Raw genomic sequence first — 19,672 nt, 5'->3', positions numbered from 1 at the left:
TCACAGCACGGCAGGAAAACCCCGCTACACTGGCCACCGGCAGCCCTGCCACGACGGCAGCTGCCCGTTTGCCACCTCTCTATACGCATACACATGACTGCATTAGAACTGCGCGCCAGCCTGGGTTTGGCCGGTGTTTACGCCCTGCGCATGCTGGGCATGTTTTTGATTCTGCCCGTATTCGCCCTGTACGCCACCACGCTGAAAGGCGCCGATAATCATGCGCTGATCGGCATTGCGCTGGGTAGCTATGGCCTGGTACAAGCCATGCTGCAGCTGCCACTGGGCATGCTGTCGGACAAGGTTGGCCGCAAAAAAGTGATCTACGCCGGCTTGCTGCTGTTTGCCGCCGGCAGCTTTATTGCCGCCCAGGCCGACGACATCTACTGGCTGATGCTGGGCCGCGTGATCCAGGGCGCGGGTGCCATCTCGGCCGCCATTACCGCCCTGCTGGCCGACCTTACCCGCGAAGAAAACCGTACCCGCGCCATGGCCATGATAGGCATGAGCATCGGCACCACCTTTGCCGTCAGCCTGGTACTGGGCCCGCTGCTGGCCAAGCACATCGGCGTGGACGGCATCTTTACCCTTACCGGCGTACTCTCGCTGATGGCACTGGTAGGCGTATGGAAGATCATCCCCGACCCTGCCGTATCGCGCTTTCACTCCGATACCGGCACCAATACCGCGCGCCTGCCCGCCGTACTGCGCCACCCGGAGCTGCTACGGCTGAACTACGGCATCTTTGCCCTGCACGCCGCGCAGATGGCGATGTTTGTCACCATCCCCTTCGCGCTCACCAGCACCGGCGGCCTGGATAAGTCCGAACACTGGCAGGTGTACCTGCCGGTAGTGGTAGCCGGCTTCTTTTTGATGGTGCCGGCCATTATCTACGGCGAGAAAAAGGCCAAGCTCAAGCAGGTGTTCGTGGCCGCCGTGGCGCTGATGACCGCCGCCCAGCTGGGCATGGCGCTGGCGCTGTCCAGCTTCTGGCTGATCGTCACCTGGCTGGCGCTGTATTTCATTGCTTTCAATATTCTGGAAGCGACACTGCCGTCGCTGATCTCGAAAATCGCCCCAGCCGACGCGAAGGGCACCGCCATCGGCGTGTATAATACGGCGCAATCGCTAGGCCTGTTTCTGGGCGCCGCGCTGGGCGGCTGGCTGTACAGCCACCACGGTGCCGCTGGCGTATTCGGCTTTACCAGCCTGCTGATGGGTAGCTGGCTATGGTTGTCGTTTACCATGACGCCACCCAAGGCAGTAAAAACGCAGATGTTCCACATTGGTGACACCTGGCAGGGCGATGTGGCCACCCTATCGCGCCAGCTGCTGGCGGTACAAGGCGTCAGCGAAGTGGTCATCATGCTGGACGAGCGGGTAGCTTTCCTGAAAGTAGCCCAGCAAGGCTGGGACGAAGCCAGCGCCCGCGCCCTGATTGCCAGCACTTACCCGGCCCAGGCCTGAAAACATACGCAGGGCTGACGCAGCCCTGCAGGGTGGTACACGCTATCGCCCCACACATTGAACAGATTTTTCGGAGGATTCCATGAACAGCATTACTTTTGACGGCCGCCTGGCCGCAGACGCAGAGCTGCGTTACACCCCCAGCGGCGAATCGGTGCTGAGCTTCCGCGTGGCCAGCGACATCGGTTTTGGCGAGCGCAAAACCACCAACTGGTTTAGCTGCCAGGTATGGGGCAAACGTGGCGAATCGCTGAAGAACTACCTGAACAAAGGCCAGCAAGTCACCGTATACGGCCAGCTGACCCTGCGCGAATGGCAAGACAAGGAAGGCATCAAGCGCCTGTCGCCAGACGTACGCGTGAGCGAGATCAGCCTGCAAGGCGGCCGCCGCGATGATATGCCGCCAATGGACGACGGCTACAGCGCCACCCCGCCAGCCCGCCAGGAAGCACCGTCTGCCCCGCCAGCCGCCCCGCGCCGCCAGGAACCCAAGCCTGCCGCCCGCATGGACGACATGGACGACGATATTCCGTTCTAAAATACACCTGCGGCATCAAGTGTAACGTTTCACCCTGGAGCCCTGCAGCAGCAGGGCTCTTTTCATTTTGGCAGGCCCTTTACAAATTACTTTTGATCGCAGGTACACACATCGTTGATTCGAGTGGTTCAGGCTATTTCTGCTGCCAGCTCGCAAAGCAGGCCGGCCTTGTCCACACGTTGTGAAAACAGGGTACACACAGACCCAAAGAAAATTGCCGGTCAGTATCAACTGGCCGGCATGACATCCGCGAAGCGCTTTTTGTCTTGGCGCTGGCCTTGGCTAGGCCAGTGCCGCCAGCAGCTTGGCGTGAATGCCGCCAAAACCGCCGTTGCTCATCACCAGTATCTGGTCGCCCTCTGCGGCTTTGGCCACGATGGCAGCGACCAGTGCGTCGATATCGTCAAAGCAGTGCGCCTTGTCACCCAGTGGCGCCAGCGCCTCGTCCACGCGCCAGCCCAGGTTGGCCGCACCGTAGCAGAACACCACGTCGGCATCCTGCAGCGAGCCCGGTAGCGCGGCCTTCATGGTGCCCAGCTTCATGGTGTTGGAACGCGGCTCCAGCACCGCCAGGATGCGCGTATTGCGGCCAACCTTGTGGCGCAGGCCGGCTACCGTGGTGGTGATGGCGGTGGGGTGATGGGCAAAGTCGTCGTATACGGTAATGCCGCGCACCGTGCCTTTTACTTCCATGCGGCGCTTCACACTCTGAAAGCGCGACAGCGCGTCGATGGCCACCGCCGGCGTCACGCCCACATGGCGCGCGGCGGCAATGGCGGCCACCGCATTGAGGCGGTTGTGCTCGCCCGGTACATCCCACACCACGCGGCCTTGCAGCTGGCCATCCAGCAGCACATCAAAGCTGCCGTCGGCGTCCGCCGCGCCGGCTTGCCAGCCGCTGTCGGTACCGAAGGTTTCTACCGGCGTCCAGCAGCCACGCTCCAGCACGCGCTGCAGGCTGGCTTCGCGGCCGTTGGCCACCACCAGGCCTTCACCCGGCACGGTGCGCACCAGGTGGTGGAACTGGGTTTCGATGGCGGCCAGATCGGCAAAAATATCGGCGTGGTCGTATTCCAGGTTGTTCAGCACCGCGGTACGCGGGCGGTAGTGTACGAATTTGCTGCGTTTGTCGAAGAAGGCGGTGTCGTACTCGTCCGCCTCGATCACGAAAAACGGGCTCTGGCTGGCAGCATCTTGTGCCGGGGTACCCGGCAGGCGCGCAGAAATGCCGAAGTTTTGCGGGATGCCGCCAATCAAAAAGCCCGGCGCCAGGCCGGCGTCCTGCAGGATCCACGCCAGCATCGAGCTGGTGGTGGTCTTGCCGTGGGTACCGGCTACCGCCAGCACCCATTTGTCGTGCAGCACGTTCTCGGCCAGCCATTGCGGGCCCGAGATATACGGCAGGCCACGGTTGAGGATGGCCTCCATCAGCGGCTTGCCGCGCGTCACCACATTGCCCACCACAAACACGTCGGCGCCGATATCGGCCTGCTCGGCGCCAAAGCCTTGCAGCAGCTCGATGCCCATGGCCTCCAGCTGGGTGCTCATCGGCGGGTAGACGTTGGCGTCGCAGCCGGTCACCTTGTGGCCGGCGGCTTTGGCGATGGCGGCGATACCACCCATGAAGGTGCCGCAAATACCGAGAATGTGGATATGCATGATGTGCTGCAGACAGAAAGCGGGAAAGGCAGAAGCATACCGCAAAGCCGCCGTGGCTTGGTGGCCACGGCGGCATTTACGCGCTGGATCAGAAGAACAGCCAGGTTTGCAGCACGAATAGCGGCAGCAGGAACACGATGGACCACAGCATGTAGCCAAAGAAGCTCGGCATCTTGATGCCGCGCTGCTCGGCGATGGCCTTCACCATGAAGTTCGGCGCATTACCGATATAGGTGTTGGCGCCCATGAATACTGCACCCATCGAAATGGCCAGCAAGGTCTGCGACAGCGGGCCCATCAGCGTGGCCGCGTCGCCCGAGGCCAGGTTGAAGAACACCAGATAGGTCGGCGCATTATCCAGGAAGCTGGACAGGATGCCGGTCATCCAGAAATACATGGCATTCAGCGGGGCGCCATCCGGGCCAGTGACCACGCCTACCAGCGGCGCCAGCGCACCGGCCTGGCCAGCCTGCAGCACGGCGATCACCGGGCCGATGGTGATGAAGATACCGGCAAACAGCTTGGCCACTTCCAGAATCGGGTCCCAGTTGAACTCGTTGCCGGCGCGTACCTGGTGCGGGGTGATCTTCAGCGAGATGGCGGCAATCAGCAGCAGCAGGCCGTCGCGCACCAGGTTTTGCAGCGCTACCGGGGTACCCAGTACGTCAAAGCTGATGCCGGGCTTCCAGAAGCCCGACAACAATACCGCAACAATAATCGCCAGCAGCAGCGGGATATTGCGCAGGCCGTACAGCTTGATCGGCGCGTCCGGCGTCTTGTCGCGCGGCAGCACGCCTTCTTTGCGGAAGTAGTAACTATCCACAGCGTAGAACACCGCCAGCAGCACCAGCACCGACAGCAGCACAGGCAGCGCCATGGCCGACACGGTCCAGAAGAAGTCCACGCCTTTCAGGAAGCCCAGGAACAGCGGCGGGTCGCCCAGCGGGGTGAGGCCACCACCGATATTGGCTACCAGGAAGATGAAGAACACCACCACGTGCACATTGTGCTGGCGGTTATCGTTGGCCTTGATCAGCGGGCGGATCAGCAGCATGGCGGCACCGGTGGTGCCCATCAGCGACGCCAGCACCGTGCCCAGCGCCAGCAGGCCGGTATTCAGCGCCGGCGAGCCGTGCAGATTGCCCCACACCAGAATGCCGCCGGACACCGTGTACAGCGCAAACAGCAACACCACGAACGGTATGAACTCGGCCATCAGCGCATGCACCACCAGCCCGGCGCTGGTGCCAAGCCCGAAGGTAGCCGTAAACGGCAGCAGGAACAGCAATGTCCAGCCGGCGGTAATCTTGCCGAAATGGTGGTGCCAGAAACCGGGGGCGAAAATGGGAAACAAGGCAATCGACAGCAGGATGCCGGCAAACGGCAGGCCCCACGCCAGCGATAGCGTGGCACCATCCAGGCTGGCGGCCTGGGCCAGGCCGGGTAGCAGGCTCAGCAGCAATGCAGAGGTAAAACGGGTCATCAGGGCTCCTTGTGCTGGCGGCGTCACAACCGCTCTTTTTTGTAACAGAATGTTCTGTGACCGCAGTTTAAACGATAAATTCCTGAATCTGTTTGCTGCAAAAGCAAAATACTGCCCACGGGTGACCCGTGTCAGGCGCAAAAAAGCCCTTCAGCATAGCAGAAGGGCTGTAGACGGCAGCGGCAAACTCGCCGCAACCGGAAGGCTGGTGCTTAGCGGGTGCCTTTCTGGATGAACTCGATCTTGTAACCGTCCGGATCTTCCACGAAGGCAATCACGGTGGTGCCGTGCTTCATCGGGCCGGCTTCGCGTACCACCTTGCCGCCCTTGGCGCGCACGGCGTCACAGGCGGCGTAGGCGTCGGCGACTTCCACCGCCAGGTGGCCGAAAGCGTTGCCCTGCTCGTAGCTGTCGGTGTCCCAGTTATGGGTCAGCTCGATCACGCTGTTACTGTCTTCGTCGCCGTAGCCGACAAAGGCCAGCGTGAAGCGGCCTTCCGGGTAGTCGTGACGGCGCAGCAGGGTCATGCCCAGTACTTCGGTGTAAAAGGCGATGGAACGGTCGAGCTGGCCGACACGGATCATGGTATGCAGCAGGCGCATGGTGTTCTCCGGCAATAAGGTTGGCCGCAGCGCGGCAAGAGCAGGCAGATGGGGACGGGCAGGCAAAGTTAAAGGCAGGTGGCCAGAACAGGCTGTTCAACCATAGCGGAACAGGCTGTTGCCATGGGTTTTCAGCCATTGCCGCGCCGGCTGCCAGCCCGGGTACAGGCGCTCCACTTCGGCCCAGAACGCCGGGGAATGGTTCATGTGGCGCAGGTGCGCCAGCTCGTGGGCAATGACGTAATCCAGCACCGTCGGCGGTGCCTGCACCAGGCGCCAGTTCAGCCGGATGATGCCCTGGCTGGTACAACTGCCCCAGCGCGAACGCGCCGACGACAGCGCCCAACCGGACAGCGGCCGCGCCGCGCGTTGCTCCCAGGCTTCCAGCCGCGCACAGAAGCGCTGGCGCGCCTCTTTTTGCAGCCAGGCCACGACAGCGGCGGCCAACCTGGCCGGTTGCTGCAGGCCGGGGCCGGCCAGCCGCAGCAGCTCACCGTCGATGCAGGCGCGGTGCCGGCTGGCGTCTTCCACCGCCAGGCGCAGCGTCTGCCCGGCCAGCATCACCTGGCCACGGCTTTGCTCACGCTGCGCGTCTTCCTGCCGTTGCCGCGCCAGGTGGCCGGCAATCCAGTCGCGCTTTTGCGCCAGGATGTCCTGCAGTGCGGCCAACGATAGCCCCGGCGGCGCGATCATCTCTACCACGCCGTCGCGGATGCGCAGCGCCACGCTCTGGCGGGGGCGGCGCGTCAGCTGCACCGCCACCACGCCGTCAGGCAGCGCGAGGCTGAGCGGCGCGGGCTTTGCGCTCATCGGGGTGGGCAAACGGGCCAACGCCGCCGATCTCGCGCTGACGCGCTTCGATCCACGCCTGGGCGGCCTTCATCATGGCTTCTGGGCCGGCGTAGTCGGCCGGGAACAGCGCCGGGCCGATCACCACGGTGATCTCGCCCGGGTGCTTGAGAAAGGCGTTGCGCGGCCAGAACTCGCCGGCGTTGTGCGCCACTGGCACCATGGGCATATCGAACTGCACCGCCATGCGTGCGGCACCCAGCTTGTACTTGCCGGCCAGGCCGGGGCGGATACGCGTGCCTTCCGGAAACACGCTGATCCAGAAACCATGCTGTTTGCGGTTAAGCCCCTGCTCCAGCAGGCGGCGGTTGGCGTTGGCACGGTCGGAACGGTTGATGGTGATGGGGTTGGTCAGCGCCAGACCCCAGCCGAAAAACGGAATCAGCAGCAGCTCGCGCTTGGCCACGAACACCTGCGACGGGAAGATCTGCTGCAAGGACAGCGTTTCCCAACCGGATTGGTGCTTGGCGCAGATGATGGCCGGCTGGTTCAGGATGTTCTCCTCGCCAATCACGCGGTAGCGCAGGCCTACCACGTGCCACAGCAGCCAGGTCAGCACCCTTGCCCAGCCCTCGCCCACCAGGTGGCGGCGGCGGCGCGGCAGCGGTGCACACAGAAACAGTACAGCGCAGAACAGCGGGGTGAGGATGGCCACCAGCAGCCAGTAAATCAGGTTACGAATCAGCAGCATGGCACTCAGTTGTCCAGATTGATCAGGTAGTCTGCCGCATCGAACAGGTCGTCAAATACCTGCGTGCCTTGCGGCAGGCCGCCTTTTTCCAGCGTGCGCAGGCCTTTGCCGGTACGCACCAGCAAGGGCTTGCCGCCCACCTCGGCCACGGCTTGCAGGTCGCGCAGGCTATCGCCTATCAGCGGCAGGCCGTCGCCGCGCACATTGAAGCGCTCCATCACCTCGTGCACCATGCCGGGCTTGGGCTTGCGGCAATCGCACTGGTCGTCTGCCGTATGCGGGCAAAAGATCACAGCATCAATGCGGCCGCCGGCCTGGTTCACTAGGCGGTGCATTTTTTCATGCATGGCGTTCAGCGCGTGCATGTCGAACAGGCCACGGCCGATGCCGCTCTGGTTGGTGGCCACCACCACGCGCCAGCCGGCTTGCGTGAGGTTGGCAATGGCTTCCAGGCTGCGCGGTAGCGGCTGCCATTCCATGGTGTTCTTGACGAAGTCGTCGCGATCCTGGTTGATCACGCCGTCGCGGTCGAGGATGACGAGTTTCATGGTGTCCTTTTAGGCCACGTAAAAAATGCTGGTTCGCCACGAAAGCACACAGAAAACACGGAAGGCAGCGCACCGTCTTCTGTGTCTTTCGTGTGTGTCCGTGGCGAAAACGGTCTTACTCCGCCAGCAGCGAGATATCCGCTACGCGGTTGAACAGCGCGGCCAGGCTGGCCAGCAGCGCAATGCGGTTGCCACGCACGGCCAGGTCGTCGGCCATCACCATCACGCCGTCAAAAAACGCATCGACCGGTGCCCGCAGCGAGGCCAACTGGGTTAGCGCACCGGCAAAGTCGTGGGCGGCGAACTTCGCTTCCACGGCCGGGGCCAGCGCCTGGATGGCGTCGAACAGCGCGCGCTCGGCGTCTTCGGCAAACAGCGCCGGGTTCACCGTGCCGATGTCGCCTTCGGCTTTCTTCAGGATGTTTTTCACGCGCTTGTTGGCCGCAGCCAGGGTGGCGGCTTCCGGCAGCGCCTTGAACTGCGCCACGGCAGCCAGCACGGCGCCCACTTCGTTCAGCTGGGTTGGTGCCAGCGCCAGTACGGCGTCGATCTCGTCGGCCTTGTAGTCGTTGGCCAGGTAGTTCTTCAGGCGTTCCAGCGCAAAAGCGTATACCTCGTCCACCACGCTGGCAGACAGCAGGCCGGCCGGGAAGGCTGCTGCGGCGTCGGCGATCAGCGCTTTCAGGTCCAGCGGCTGTTCCAGCACCATGCGCAGCACGCCCAGCGCGGCACGGCGCAGCGCGAACGGGTCTTTGTCGCCGGTAGGAATCAGGCCGATGCCCCAGATACCGACGATGGTTTCCAGCTTGTCGGCCAGCGCTACGGCGGTGGCAATGGCGCCTTGCGGCAGGCTGTCGCCGGCAAAACGCGGGTGGTAGTGGCCTTCGATGGCGTCGGCCACGGCGGCATCTTCACCGTCCAGGCGCGCGTAGTAGCGGCCCATGATGCCTTGCAGCTCGGGGAACTCGCCCACCATGTCGGACACCAGGTCGGCCTTGGCCAGGTAGGCTGCGCGGGCAGCCAGGGCGCTATCGGCACCCAGCTTGCCAGCGATGGCGGCAGCGATGGTCTGCAGGCGCTCGACGCGTTCCAGCTGGCTGCCGATCTTGTTGTGGTACACCACATTGGCCAGGCGCGGCAGGCGGCTGTCCAGGCGTTGTTTCTGGTCTTGCTCGTAGAAGAACTTGGCGTCGGACAGGCGGGCACGCAGCACGCGCTCGTTACCGCCGATGATGTAACGCGGGTCTTCTGTCTGCAGGTTGGACACCAGCAGGAAGCGGTTCATCAGCTTGCCGTCCGCGTCCAGCAGCGGGAAGTACTTCTGGTTCTGCTGCATGGTCAGGATCAGGCATTCCTGCGGCACATTCAGGAACTCGGCTTCGAAGCCGGCTTCCAGCACCACCGGCCATTCCACCAGGCCGGTCACTTCGTCGAACAGTGCATCCGGCGCGGCGATGGTGGCGTTCAGGCGGGCGGCGGCTTCGGCCAGCTTGTGGCGGATCAGCTCGCGGCGGGCGGTGAAGCTGGCAATGACTTTGCCTTCTTCGGCCAGGGTGCGGGCGTAGGCGTCGGCGTTGGCCACGGTGACGTCACCGGCGGACAGGAAGCGGTGGCCACGGGTGAGGTTGCGGCTTTGCAGGCCCAGCACCTCGCCGGCAATCACTTGCTCGCCGTGCAGCATCATCAGGCCGTGTACCGGGCGCACGAATTGCAGGTCCAGGTCGGCCCAGCGCATCAGCTTGGGTGCCGGCAGCTTTTTCAGCGCGGTGGCCACAATGCCGGACAGCACGGCAGACAGCGCCTCGCCGGCTTTGGTGGATTCGTAGGCGTATACGTCCTGCTTGCCGTCGTGCACGGTGGTCAGCGCGGCCACATCCACACCGCAGGAGCGGGCAAAACCGGCCAGTGCCGGCGACGGCTGGCCGTCTTTCATGCCGGCGGACACGGCCGGGCCGCGACGCACGATGTGCTGGTCGGGCTGGATGGCGGCTACGGCCGGAATCTGCACCGCCAGGCGGCGCGGGCTGGCGTATACGTTGGCCGCAGCATCGGCTGGGGCAAACTGCAGCTTTTTCAGCTCGTCGGTAATGGTGTCGGCAAAGCTGTTAGCCAGCTTTTCCAGAGCTTTTGGCGGCAGCTCTTCGGTGAGCAGCTCGATCAGCAAGGTGGCTTGTTGGGTCATGGTCATTCAATCTTTTCGCTGGGGGCGTTAGGTGCCAGGCGGCAGACAATCTTCAGCATGGTTTCGGCTATCGAGCCCTGCTCTACCGGCACGAAGGTCCAGTTGAAGCGCTGCAGCTGGAACATCTGGGTGTAGACATGCTTGTTGCGCTTGGTCCAGTAACTGGTGTTCACAAAGGCGTATTGCATGTTCTGGCAATCGGCACGGCCTTCGAGGCGGCGTACCTGATAGCTGATACCCAGGCTGTCTTCCTGCTTTTTCTCGGCGTAACGCTCCTGGTTGATGAAGCGGACAAGGCCTTCGTTCACATTGGCAATGCTGTCCAGGTCGATGGCCAGCTCCAGTGCGTCACCGCTCTGGTACACCTGGAAATTGCCTTCCTGCTGCGGTGCTTCCTGCTGGCTGGCCAAATACCAGGTCAGGCCGGCCAGCACCGCGATCAGGGTGAAAAAGGCGACCGCTGTCTTCATGGCTTAGTCTTTTCTGCACATCGGGAAGCCCAGGGCTTCGCGCGCGTCGTAATAAGCCTGGGCCACACCGCGGGACAGGTTGCGGATGCGGCCGATATAGGCGGCACGCTCGGTGACCGATATGGCACCGCGGGCATCCAGCAGGTTGAAGGTGTGGCCGGCTTTCAGGATGGTTTCGTAACCTGGCAGCGGCAGGCCGGCTTCCAGCAGGCGCTTGGCTTCGCTTTCGTAGTCGGCAAACTGTTTGAACAGCAACTCGACATTGCTTTCTTCGAACGCGTATTTCGATTGCTCGACCTCGTTCTGGAAGAACACGTCGCCGTAGGTCACCACGGTGCCGTCCGGCAGGCGCGTCCACACCAGCTCGTACACGTTCTCGATGTCTTGCAGGTACATGGCCAGGCGTTCCAGGCCGTAGGTGATTTCACCCAGTACCGGTTTGCAGTCCAGGCCGCCGACTTGCTGGAAGTAAGTGAACTGGGTCACTTCCATGCCGTTCAGCCAGACTTCCCAGCCCAGACCCCAGGCGCCCAGGGTGGGGTTTTCCCAGTCGTCTTCCACAAAGCGGATATCGTGGATGGCCGGGTCGATGCCCAGCTCGCGCAGCGAACCCAGGTACAGGTCCTGGATATCCGGCGGGGACGGTTTCAGCACCACCTGGAACTGGTGATGCTGGAACAGGCGGTTCGGGTTTTCGCCGTAGCGGCCGTCTTTGGGGCGGCGGCTAGGCTGCACGTAGGCAGCGTGCCACGGTTCCGGGCCCAGGGCGCGCAGGAAGGTGGCAGTGTGCGAGGTGCCTGCGCCCACTTCGGTATCGTACGGCTGCAACAAAGCGCAGCCCTGACGGTTCCAGTAGTGCTGCAGGGTGAGGATGATTTCCTGGAAAGTGAGCATGTGGCGGAATCTGAATGATTGAAAAACAAAGCCCGATTCTAACCGTATAGGGGAAGGCGGGGAAAGCATGGCGCGGCAGCTGGCTGGCCTCTGGCGTGGCCAAGGTGCTGCCAGCGGCCCATTTACCGCCGCTGCCGCCAGCTGGCGGCTAGGCCTGGCCGCATGATGGGGCTGCATAAAATGCCACAACGCAGCGCAGCGCCACACAAATTGCAGCGAATTAGTGGCAAACCGGCCACCATTTCACACAAAATCATAGAATAAGCACATGTTCTATATAAAAAGCTAGCAGATACCCCGCCAGTTGCCCGGCAGCCCCTATCCGGGGCACGCAGGCAATAGCGCAGGGGCATGCCGCACACGCAGGAACACAGGCTCACACCATGATCACACTGCCCGCTTACCACCCAGGCAGCCTGCTACACGATAGCGGCACCTCGCTGATCTACCGCAGCCGGCACCGGCAAAGCGGCCAACCCGTCATCATGAAGGTGTTGCGCCAGCCGCAACCACAAGCTGCCGACGTAGCGCGTTTCCAGGCCGAGTACGCCTGTCTGCAGCGTTTTGCCCACGCCGGTATCGTGCAGCCGCTGGCGTTGCTGCAGCACCAGCAACACTGGGTCATGGTGCTGGAAGATTGCGGCGGGGTGGCGCTGAGCCAGCTACTGGCACAGGCCGGCCAGGCACTGCCGCCCGGCCTGGTGCTAGAAATGAGCCTGCAGCTATGCGATGCCCTGGACTGCGTCCATCAGGCACAGCTGGTGCACCGCGACATCAACCCGGCCAATATGGTGTGGAACGCCGACACGCACCAGCTACAGCTGATCGACTTCGGCCTGGCCCAGCCGCCCAGCTACGAGCCGCCCACCGGGCAGCGCTACGAGGGCACACTGGCTTACAGCTCGCCCGAACACACCGGCCGTACCAGCCATACGCTGGGCTACCGTGCCGACTACTATTCGCTGGGTGTTACCCTGTACCAGTTGCTCAGTGGCCAGCTGCCATTCGATAGCCAGGACGCGATGGAGCTGGTGCATAGCCACCTGGCACGCCCGCCGGACTTCCAGCTGCCGGCCTTTGCCAGCCTGCCGCCGCAGCTGGTAGCCGTGGTGCAGCGGCTACTGGAAAAACACCCGGACCGCCGTTACCAGACCATCGCCCTGCTCAAAAATGACCTGCAGCTATGCCGCCAGCTGCTGGCCGATACCCAGCCACTCTGCGGCCTGGCCAGCTGGGGCAGCCAGCGCGGCCAACTGCTGCTACCGAATAGCCTGTACGGGCGTGAGCCACAACTTGCCCAGCTACTGCAAGCGTTTACCCGCTGCCGTGGCCCGCATAACGAGCTGGTTTTACTGGGTGGCTTCGCCGGCGTGGGCAAATCGGCACTCGCAGAAGCCCTGCGCCAGCCCGCCAACGAGCAAGGCAGCTTTTTCGTGGCGGGCAAATGCGAGCAGTACAAGCGCAATACGCCTTATGCGGCCATTATCCAGGCGTTCCAAGACCTGCTGCGCCAGCTGCTCACCCTGCCGCAAAGCCAGCTGGCACAGTGGTCGCAGCTACTACGCCATGCCCTGGGCGAACAGGCCGACACCCTGTGCGCCCTGCTGCCGGAGCTGGCCTTGCTGCTGCCAGCCCAGCACGTCAGCCCGCCGCTGCCACCGCAAGAAGCGCAGCACCGGCTACACCGCTTACTGCTCACCCTGGCCACCACCTTCGCCAGCCCCTACCACCCGCTGGTGATCTTTCTGGACGACCTGCAATGGGCTGACCCTGCCACCCTGGGCCTGATCGAACAGCTGCTGGCCAGCCCGCAAGCCCGCCACATCCTGCTGCTGGGTGCTTATCGCGACAACGAAACCGGCGCCGACCACCCGCTGGTACACCTGCAATCGGCGCTGCTACAGCACGGTGTTGCCATACAAACGCTGACAGTGGCCCCGCTGGGGCAGGCGCAGATCAGCCAATGGCTGGCCGATACGCTGCAATGCCCGGTAGACAGCATCAGCGCGCTAGCCACGCTATGCCAGCACAAAACCCGGGGTAACCCGTTTTTCCTGCGCCAGTTCCTGCGCAGCCTATACGACCGCGGCCTGCTGTTCTACCACCCGGCAGAAGCGCGCTGGTGCTGGCAGCAACAAGCCCTGGACAACACCGCCTTTACCGACAACGTTGTTGCCCTGATGGTAGACAAGCTACGCAGCCTGCCGGCCAATACCCAGGCACTGCTGCAACTGGCCGCCACACTGGGCAACCGTTTTACCCTAAGCCAGCTGGCCCGCATTGCGGCACTGCCGCTGGCCAGCGCACGCCTGCAGCTGAAACCCGCGCTGGCACACGAGCTGATACGCCCTGGCGGCCACGACAACACCGCCGGGCACGACGACTACCGCTTTGTGCACGACCGCATCCAGCAAGCCGCCTACGCGCTGTACGACGAGGCCGGCCAGCTGCAGCAACACCTCAAGGTTGGCCGCAGCCTGCTGGCACACAGCACCCAGCTGCAAGACGACCTGTACGCCATTCTGGAACAGCTGAACCCGGCCGTGGCTTTGCTGCACGACCCCGCCGAGCGCGAACAACTGGCCGTGCTGAACTACAAAGCCGGCAAGCTGGCACAAGGCGCAGCCGCCTACCCCGCCGCCCTGCACCACATGCAGCTGGCGCAGCAGCTGCTGCCGGCACACGCCGCCAGCGACGACTTGCGCCACATCCTGCTGGGCCTGTGCGACGCGGCCAGCCACTGCGGCCAGTTTGCCCTGGCTGACAGCCTCTACCCGCAACTGCAAGCCCACAGCCCCTGCGTCACCACGCAAATCGAAGGCTATCTGGTACAGATGCACCAGTACCTGCTGCAAGGCCGCTTTGACGAGGCACTACAGCTGCAGCGCCAGGGCCTGGCCATGCTGGGCATCAGCCTGCCCGCCACACTGGCCGAGCAGCAAGCCCAGCTGCAGGCACTGGAAAGCGAGCTGGGTACCGCGCACGGCCTGCCCGACAGTACCGTCCTGCACCGCCTGGGCCAGATGACAGACCACACGGCGCAAGCCGCCATGGCACTGCTGTTTGGCGTGAGCCACGCGGCCTACCTGTCTGGCCAGCTCACCCTCGACGCCCTCGCCGTCCTGCACATGACGCGGCTATCGCTCACGCACGGCCATAGCGAGCTTTCCCCCTACGCCTACGCCCTGTACGGCTTTACCCTGGGCCAGCTGCACCAGCAATACCAGGCGGCCGAGCAATGGGGCCAGCTCGCCCTGGACCTGTCCAACAAACAGCATCAGCTTGCCATTCGCGGCAATACCCACTTTCTGTACGCCAGCAAGCTGGGGCACTGGCAGCACCCGCTACGCAGCCTGAGCGGCTACTACCAGGAAGCCCTGCACTGGAGCCAGGAAAGCGGCGATCTGCTGAACGAAGGCTATATCCTGGCCGTGCGCGGCACCGACCGCATCATGCAGGGCTTGTACCTGCCCGAACTGCTGGAGCTGGGCGAGCAAGACCTGCAGCGCTTGCAAAGCCATACCCGGCAAGACATGTACGACTGCACCCGCGTCGGTAGCGTGCAGCCGCTGTGCTGCCTGATGGGGCTGAGCTACCAGCCACACAGCTTCGACGACGAAACTTTCAGCGAACACGACTTCCTGCAGCACTACCAGCACAGCCCGCTGCACCTGGCCTACTACCATCACAGCAAGCTGTTTACCGGCTACCTGCTACGCAGCCCCGACACCATCGCGCTGACCGCGCAGCTGCCCCACATTGCGGCCAACGTTGCCGGCCAGTTCAAAGTGGCAGAAGCCACCTTCTACTGCGGCCTGATCCTGGCCCGCGCCCTGCGCGAACAGCCAGGCCACCCGCAGCAGGACAGCTGGCAAACCACCCTGGCCGGCTGCCTGGCCAGCTACGCCGGCTGGGCCAGCCTGTGCGCCGACAACTTCGCCGCGCGCCATAGCCTGCTGCTGGCAGAACAGGCCAGGCTGGACGGGCAGCATATCGCGGCACAGCAGCACTACCAGCAAGCCATCGAGCAAGCCACCCAGCACGGCTTTGCCCACATCGCCGCCATCGCGCGCGAAAGCTATGGCGACTACTGGCTGGCCTGTGGCCAGCCAGCCATTGCCCAGCTATTTTTGCAGCAAGCCTGGCAGGGTTACCAGGCCTGGGGCGCCAGCGGCAAGGCCAGCCAGCTGCAACAGCTTTACCAGGCGCATGGCCTGCAGCTGGCCAACCAGCCAGCCCCGGCCAGCGCGCCCCACACCGTTAGCCATAGCAGCCACGCCAGCCACGACCACACCAGCTCGCTGGACCTGGCCTCCATTCTGAAAGCAACGCGTGCCTTGTCTGGCGAGCTCAGCCTGGAGCGGGTACTGGCGCGGCTGCTGGACATCGTGCGCGAGAACACCGGGGCGCAGACTGCCCGCCTGCTGCTGCACTACCAGAACCACTGGTTGCTGGAAAGCGGCGACGGCCAGCGCGGCAAGCCCGAGCCGGTATTGCTGGACGCACGCCAGCACCCGCAGCTGCCGCTGTCGCTGCTGCGCTATGTCATCCGCACTGGCGAAGCGCTGGTAGAAGGCAATCTGGCCGCCTCGCCACGCTTTCATGCCGACCCCTATGTCGAGCAACACCAGCCAGGCTCGGTGCTGTGCCTGCCCATCCTGCGCAAGCAGCAGGTTATCGGCGTGCTGTACCTGGAAAACCGCCTGATCCACCATGCGTTCAGCCACGACCGGCTCACCTTCCTGCGCATGCTCACGCTGCAGGCGCTGGTGTCCATCGACAATGCGCGGCTGTACGACAACCTGGAGCGCCAGGTCCAGGAGCGCACCGCCCGGCTGAACCAGATACGGCTGGAGCAGCAAGCCATTCTGGACAACGCGCTGGTGGGCATCGCCTTTGTGCGCGACCGCGTCTTCCAGCAGTGCAACCAGGGCTTCGAACAAATCCTGGGCTACCCCCGCGGCGCGCTGGACAAGCAGCCCACCCAGCTGGCCTACCTCAGCGAAAGCGACTACCAGCTCACCGGCCACCTGACGCGCAGCAGCTATCTGGAAACCGACATGGCGCTGCGGCGCCAGGATGGCAGCCCGGTGTGGTGCGCCATCAGCGCCAAGCTGGTGAACCCGGCCGAGCCGGACGCCGGCATGGTGGTGGTGATCATGGATATCAGCGCGCGCAAAGCGGCAGAGCAGGCCATGGCCGAGTCGCGCCAGCGCGCCGAAGACGCCACGCGCACCAAGTCGCTGTTCCTGGCCAATATGAGCCACGAGATCCGCACCCCGATGAACGCCATTCTGGGCATGGCCCGCCTGGCGCTGCAGCGCGACCCGGACCTGCAAGTAGGCCACTACCTGCACAAGATTCTGGCCAGCGGCGAGGGGCTGCTGCAGATACTCAACGACATCCTGGACTTCTCCAAGATCGAAGCCGGCAAGCTCACGCTGGAAAGCGTGCCCTTCTCGCTGGACAACATTCTGGAACGCGTGGCCGACGTGATGGTGCTGCGTATCCAGGGCAAGCCCATCGAGCCCGTCTACCAGATTGCGGCCAACGTACCCGGCAGGCTGATAGGCGACCCGCTGCGGCTGGAACAAATCCTGTGCAACCTGGCCAGCAATGCTGCCAAATTTACCGAGCGCGGCCAGATCACCCTGGCGGTAAGCGTGGCCGAGCAAGACGCCCACAGCGTCACCCTGGGCTTTACCATGCAAGACAGCGGTATCGGCATAGAACCCGCCCTGCGCGAGCAGCTGTTCCACTCGTTTACCCAGGCCGATGGCTCGGTAACCCGTCGCTACGGTGGTACCGGGCTGGGCCTGGCCATTTGCAAACAGCTTGCCAGCCTGATGCAAGGCGAGCTCCAGGTAGACAGCCAGCCTGGCCGCGGCAGCAGCTTTACCCTGCGCATCACCCTGCCATGGCAAACCGATGCCGCCCCCGATAGCCCGCTGCCCAACCGCCATGTACTGGTGGTGGACGACCACCCGCAAGCACGCAGCGCCCTCGGCAATATGCTGTTCAACCTGGGCATGCAGGTCAGCGAAGCCGGCGACGGCATGGCCGCACTGGCCAAGCTGCATCAAGCCAGCGAACAAGGCCAGCCCATAGACCTGGTGCTGCTGGATAGCCAGATGCCTGGCTGGAGCGGTAGCGACACCCTGCAGCGCCTGCGCGATGCCCGCCTGGCGTGCGAACCGGCAGTGGTGATGCTGATCCAGCCCTACGGCGACAACGAAGACGAACTGCCCACGGGCCTGCAAGGCATGCTGGCCAAGCCGCCGCGCCCCGCCAGCGTACTTACCCTGCTGCAAAGCCTGGCAGGCCACGCCCTGCCCGCCCCGCCGGATGAAAAACAGCGCATGGCCATCCAGCTGGCCAGCCTGTCCGGCGTAGCCGGCTGCCGTGTTCTGCTGGTAGACGACAATGCCATCAATCGCGAAGTGGTACTGGGCATGCTGGAAGACAGCGGGCTGCTGATCGACATCGCCGAAAACGGCGTGGATGCCGTGGACGCGGTCAATATCGGCCACTACGACCTGGTGCTGATGGATATCCAGATGCCCATGCTGGACGGCTTTGCCGCTACCCGGCAAATACGCGCCAACCCGGCGCACGCCAGCCTGCCCATCGTGGCGCTCAGCGCGCACGCCATGGTCAGCGACCATCAGGCCAGCCTGGCCGCCGGCATGAACGACCACCTGGACAAACCCATTGTCCCCGACGCCCTGATTGCCACCCTGCTGCGCTGGCTACCCGCCCAACAGCCGCGCCGCCCGCTGCAGCCCACGCAGCGCCAGGGCAGCCACAACCTGGCGCAACGCCTGCAGTATCACTTTGTCAGCAGCTACCGGCAGCTGCCCGCCAAGCTGCAGCTACTACGGGAAGCCGGGGACTGGGCCGCCATCGAATACCACACCCACAGCCTGAAAGCGGCCGCCGCCTATGTGGACGCGCCGCGCCTGGCCCGGCTGGCGTCGGATATCGACAGTGCCCTGCGCGACCACCAGCGCCTGGCGGCCGAAGCCCTGCTACCCGAGCTGCAAGACGAGCTGGATAAAATCCTCTATCAGCTGCAGGCTGCCCGCAGCACACAGGCCCGCAGCACCGCACCACCGCAGACACCACTGGAACAAATGCGGCTTTTGCAACATTTGCAAGATAAACTCAAGCATGCCGACTCGCGTGCCGATGAAGCACTAGCCGCACTGTTTGATGCCATGCCTATCGATTGTCATGAGCATTTGATTAATATCGGTAAATTACTGGACCAGATAGAATATGATCAGGCCTATCGACAGCTGCAAACACTGATCAAGACACTGGACTTGCCCATCGGAAGTACCACATGAAACAACAACAAAAAATCCTGATCGTGGACGATGTGATCATCAATCTGCACTTGCTGGATGGCCTGCTGAAAACCGATTACACCGTACTGATGGCCAAGAACGGCCAGCAAGCCTTGCAGCTGGCGCGCGAGCACCAACCCGACCTGGTCTTGCTCGACGTGGTCATGCCCGAGATGGACGGCTTTGCCGTGCTGCAAGCCCTGCGCCACGACGCGCGCACCAAGAATATTCCCGTGATTTTCATTACCGGCCAGGACCGGCCGGAAGACGAAGCGCAAGGCCTGCTGCGCGGCGCGGTGGACTACATCACCAAGCCGCTGAACGAAGTCATCGTCAAGGCGCGCGTGGCCACCCACCTGAAGCTGGAGCGACAGCGCCGCATGCTGGAAAGCCTGGCCAATATCGACGGCCTGACCGAGCTGCCCAACCGCCGCCAGCTGGACCAGGTCTACCACAGGGAATGGGAACGCGCCCGCCGCAACCAGCTACCGCTGTCGGTAGCCATCATCGACGTAGACTGCTTCAAACAGTACAACGACCACTGTGGCCATGCCATGGGCGACCGCGTGCTGCAGCAGCTGGCGCAAACCATTGCGGCCAACCTGGGCCGCCCCGGTGACCTGGCCGCCCGCTATGGCGGCGAAGAATTTGTCTTGATCCTGCCCGCTACGCAGAGCCAGGGCGCGTGGCAACTGCTGGAAAGCATGCGCCGCACGGTAGAAAACATGGCCCTCCCGCACCCGGCTTCGCTGGTCAGCCAGGTCGTCACCATCAGCGCCGGCGTAGCCAGCCTGCAAAGCGCTACCGACACCCCGGCCGCACTGCTGCAGCTGGCCGACCAGCGCCTGTACCACGCCAAGCGCAGTGGCCGTAACTGCGTCATCGGCGAAGCCGGCATCAATAGCGAGCTGAGCGACGCGCTGTACAGCCTGGGCTAGCG

The 19,672-nt window shown here is 63.6% G+C and carries 13 protein-coding genes; 4 read left to right on the top strand and 9 right to left on the bottom strand.

Annotated elements, in window-relative coordinates; genetic code table 11:
- Positions 1-93 precede the first annotated feature (93 nt).
- Both PQU95_RS02220 and PQU95_RS02215 read left to right on the top strand, forming a co-directional pair.
- Positions 94-1,467, top strand: coding sequence for an MFS transporter (locus PQU95_RS02220; protein ID WP_227302879.1), 1,374 nt, complete (start codon positions 94-96; stop codon positions 1,465-1,467).
- An 82-nt stretch (positions 1,468-1,549) separates the two neighbouring features.
- The gene (locus tag PQU95_RS02215; protein ID WP_017508765.1) at positions 1,550-2,005 is read left to right on the top strand and encodes a single-stranded DNA-binding protein; all 456 of its coding nucleotides are present in this window, start codon (positions 1,550-1,552) and stop codon (positions 2,003-2,005) included.
- Between the two features lie 282 nt (positions 2,006-2,287).
- Here PQU95_RS02215 and mpl read toward each other — a convergent pair whose 3' ends face one another.
- The 9 genes from mpl to glyQ form a co-directional block, all read right to left on the bottom strand.
- Entirely contained in the window at positions 2,288-3,664 is a 1,377-nt protein-coding gene (gene mpl, locus PQU95_RS02210; RefSeq protein WP_272750483.1) for a UDP-N-acetylmuramate:L-alanyl-gamma-D-glutamyl-meso-diaminopimelate ligase, read from the bottom strand.
- A gap of 88 nt (positions 3,665-3,752) precedes the next feature.
- Positions 3,753-5,147 (bottom strand): sodium:proton antiporter, encoded by a 1,395-nt coding sequence (locus PQU95_RS02205; protein ID WP_272750482.1) that lies wholly within the window; start codon positions 5,145-5,147, stop codon positions 3,753-3,755.
- Between the two features lie 212 nt (positions 5,148-5,359).
- Positions 5,360-5,749, bottom strand: coding sequence for a lactoylglutathione lyase (gloA, locus tag PQU95_RS02200; RefSeq protein WP_017507195.1), 390 nt, complete (start codon positions 5,747-5,749; stop codon positions 5,360-5,362).
- A 96-nt stretch (positions 5,750-5,845) separates the two neighbouring features.
- Positions 5,846-6,559 (bottom strand): M48 family metallopeptidase, encoded by a 714-nt coding sequence (locus PQU95_RS02195; protein WP_272750481.1) that lies wholly within the window; start codon positions 6,557-6,559, stop codon positions 5,846-5,848.
- On the bottom strand, positions 6,519-7,289 hold the full coding sequence (locus PQU95_RS02190) for a lysophospholipid acyltransferase family protein (RefSeq protein WP_272750480.1): 771 nt from the start codon (positions 7,287-7,289) through the stop codon (positions 6,519-6,521). Before PQU95_RS02190 ends, PQU95_RS02195 begins: the two co-directional genes overlap by 41 nt.
- A gap of 5 nt (positions 7,290-7,294) precedes the next feature.
- Positions 7,295-7,837: a D-glycero-beta-D-manno-heptose 1,7-bisphosphate 7-phosphatase gene (gene gmhB, locus PQU95_RS02185; RefSeq protein ID WP_227302748.1), complete on the bottom strand. Its 543-nt coding sequence runs from the start codon at positions 7,835-7,837 to the stop codon at positions 7,295-7,297.
- A 115-nt stretch (positions 7,838-7,952) separates the two neighbouring features.
- Positions 7,953-10,019 (bottom strand): glycine--tRNA ligase subunit beta, encoded by a 2,067-nt coding sequence (gene glyS, locus PQU95_RS02180; RefSeq protein ID WP_272750479.1) that lies wholly within the window; start codon positions 10,017-10,019, stop codon positions 7,953-7,955.
- A gap of 2 nt (positions 10,020-10,021) precedes the next feature.
- A complete protein-coding gene (locus PQU95_RS02175) occupies positions 10,022-10,489 on the bottom strand; it encodes a surface-adhesin E family protein (protein WP_147689115.1) in 468 nt (155 codons plus the stop codon).
- 3 nt (positions 10,490-10,492) lie between these two features.
- Positions 10,493-11,383: a glycine--tRNA ligase subunit alpha gene (gene glyQ, locus PQU95_RS02170; protein WP_272750478.1), complete on the bottom strand. Its 891-nt coding sequence runs from the start codon at positions 11,381-11,383 to the stop codon at positions 10,493-10,495.
- Between the two features lie 383 nt (positions 11,384-11,766).
- On the opposite strand from glyQ, the gene PQU95_RS02165 reads away from it, so the two are divergent.
- Both PQU95_RS02165 and PQU95_RS02160 read left to right on the top strand, forming a co-directional pair.
- Positions 11,767-18,732, top strand: coding sequence for a response regulator (locus PQU95_RS02165; RefSeq protein ID WP_272750477.1), 6,966 nt, complete (start codon positions 11,767-11,769; stop codon positions 18,730-18,732).
- Positions 18,729-19,670: a diguanylate cyclase domain-containing protein gene (locus PQU95_RS02160; protein WP_272750476.1), complete on the top strand. Its 942-nt coding sequence runs from the start codon at positions 18,729-18,731 to the stop codon at positions 19,668-19,670. Before PQU95_RS02165 ends, PQU95_RS02160 begins: the two co-directional genes overlap by 4 nt.
- Positions 19,671-19,672: the final 2 nt, after the last annotated feature.

This window comes from Vogesella aquatica (assembly GCF_028548455.1).
GTDB lineage: Bacteria > Pseudomonadota > Gammaproteobacteria > Burkholderiales > Chromobacteriaceae > Vogesella > Vogesella aquatica.
The sequence above is the reverse complement of the archived record's forward strand: the minus strand, read 5'-3'. Positions and strand labels throughout refer to the sequence as shown.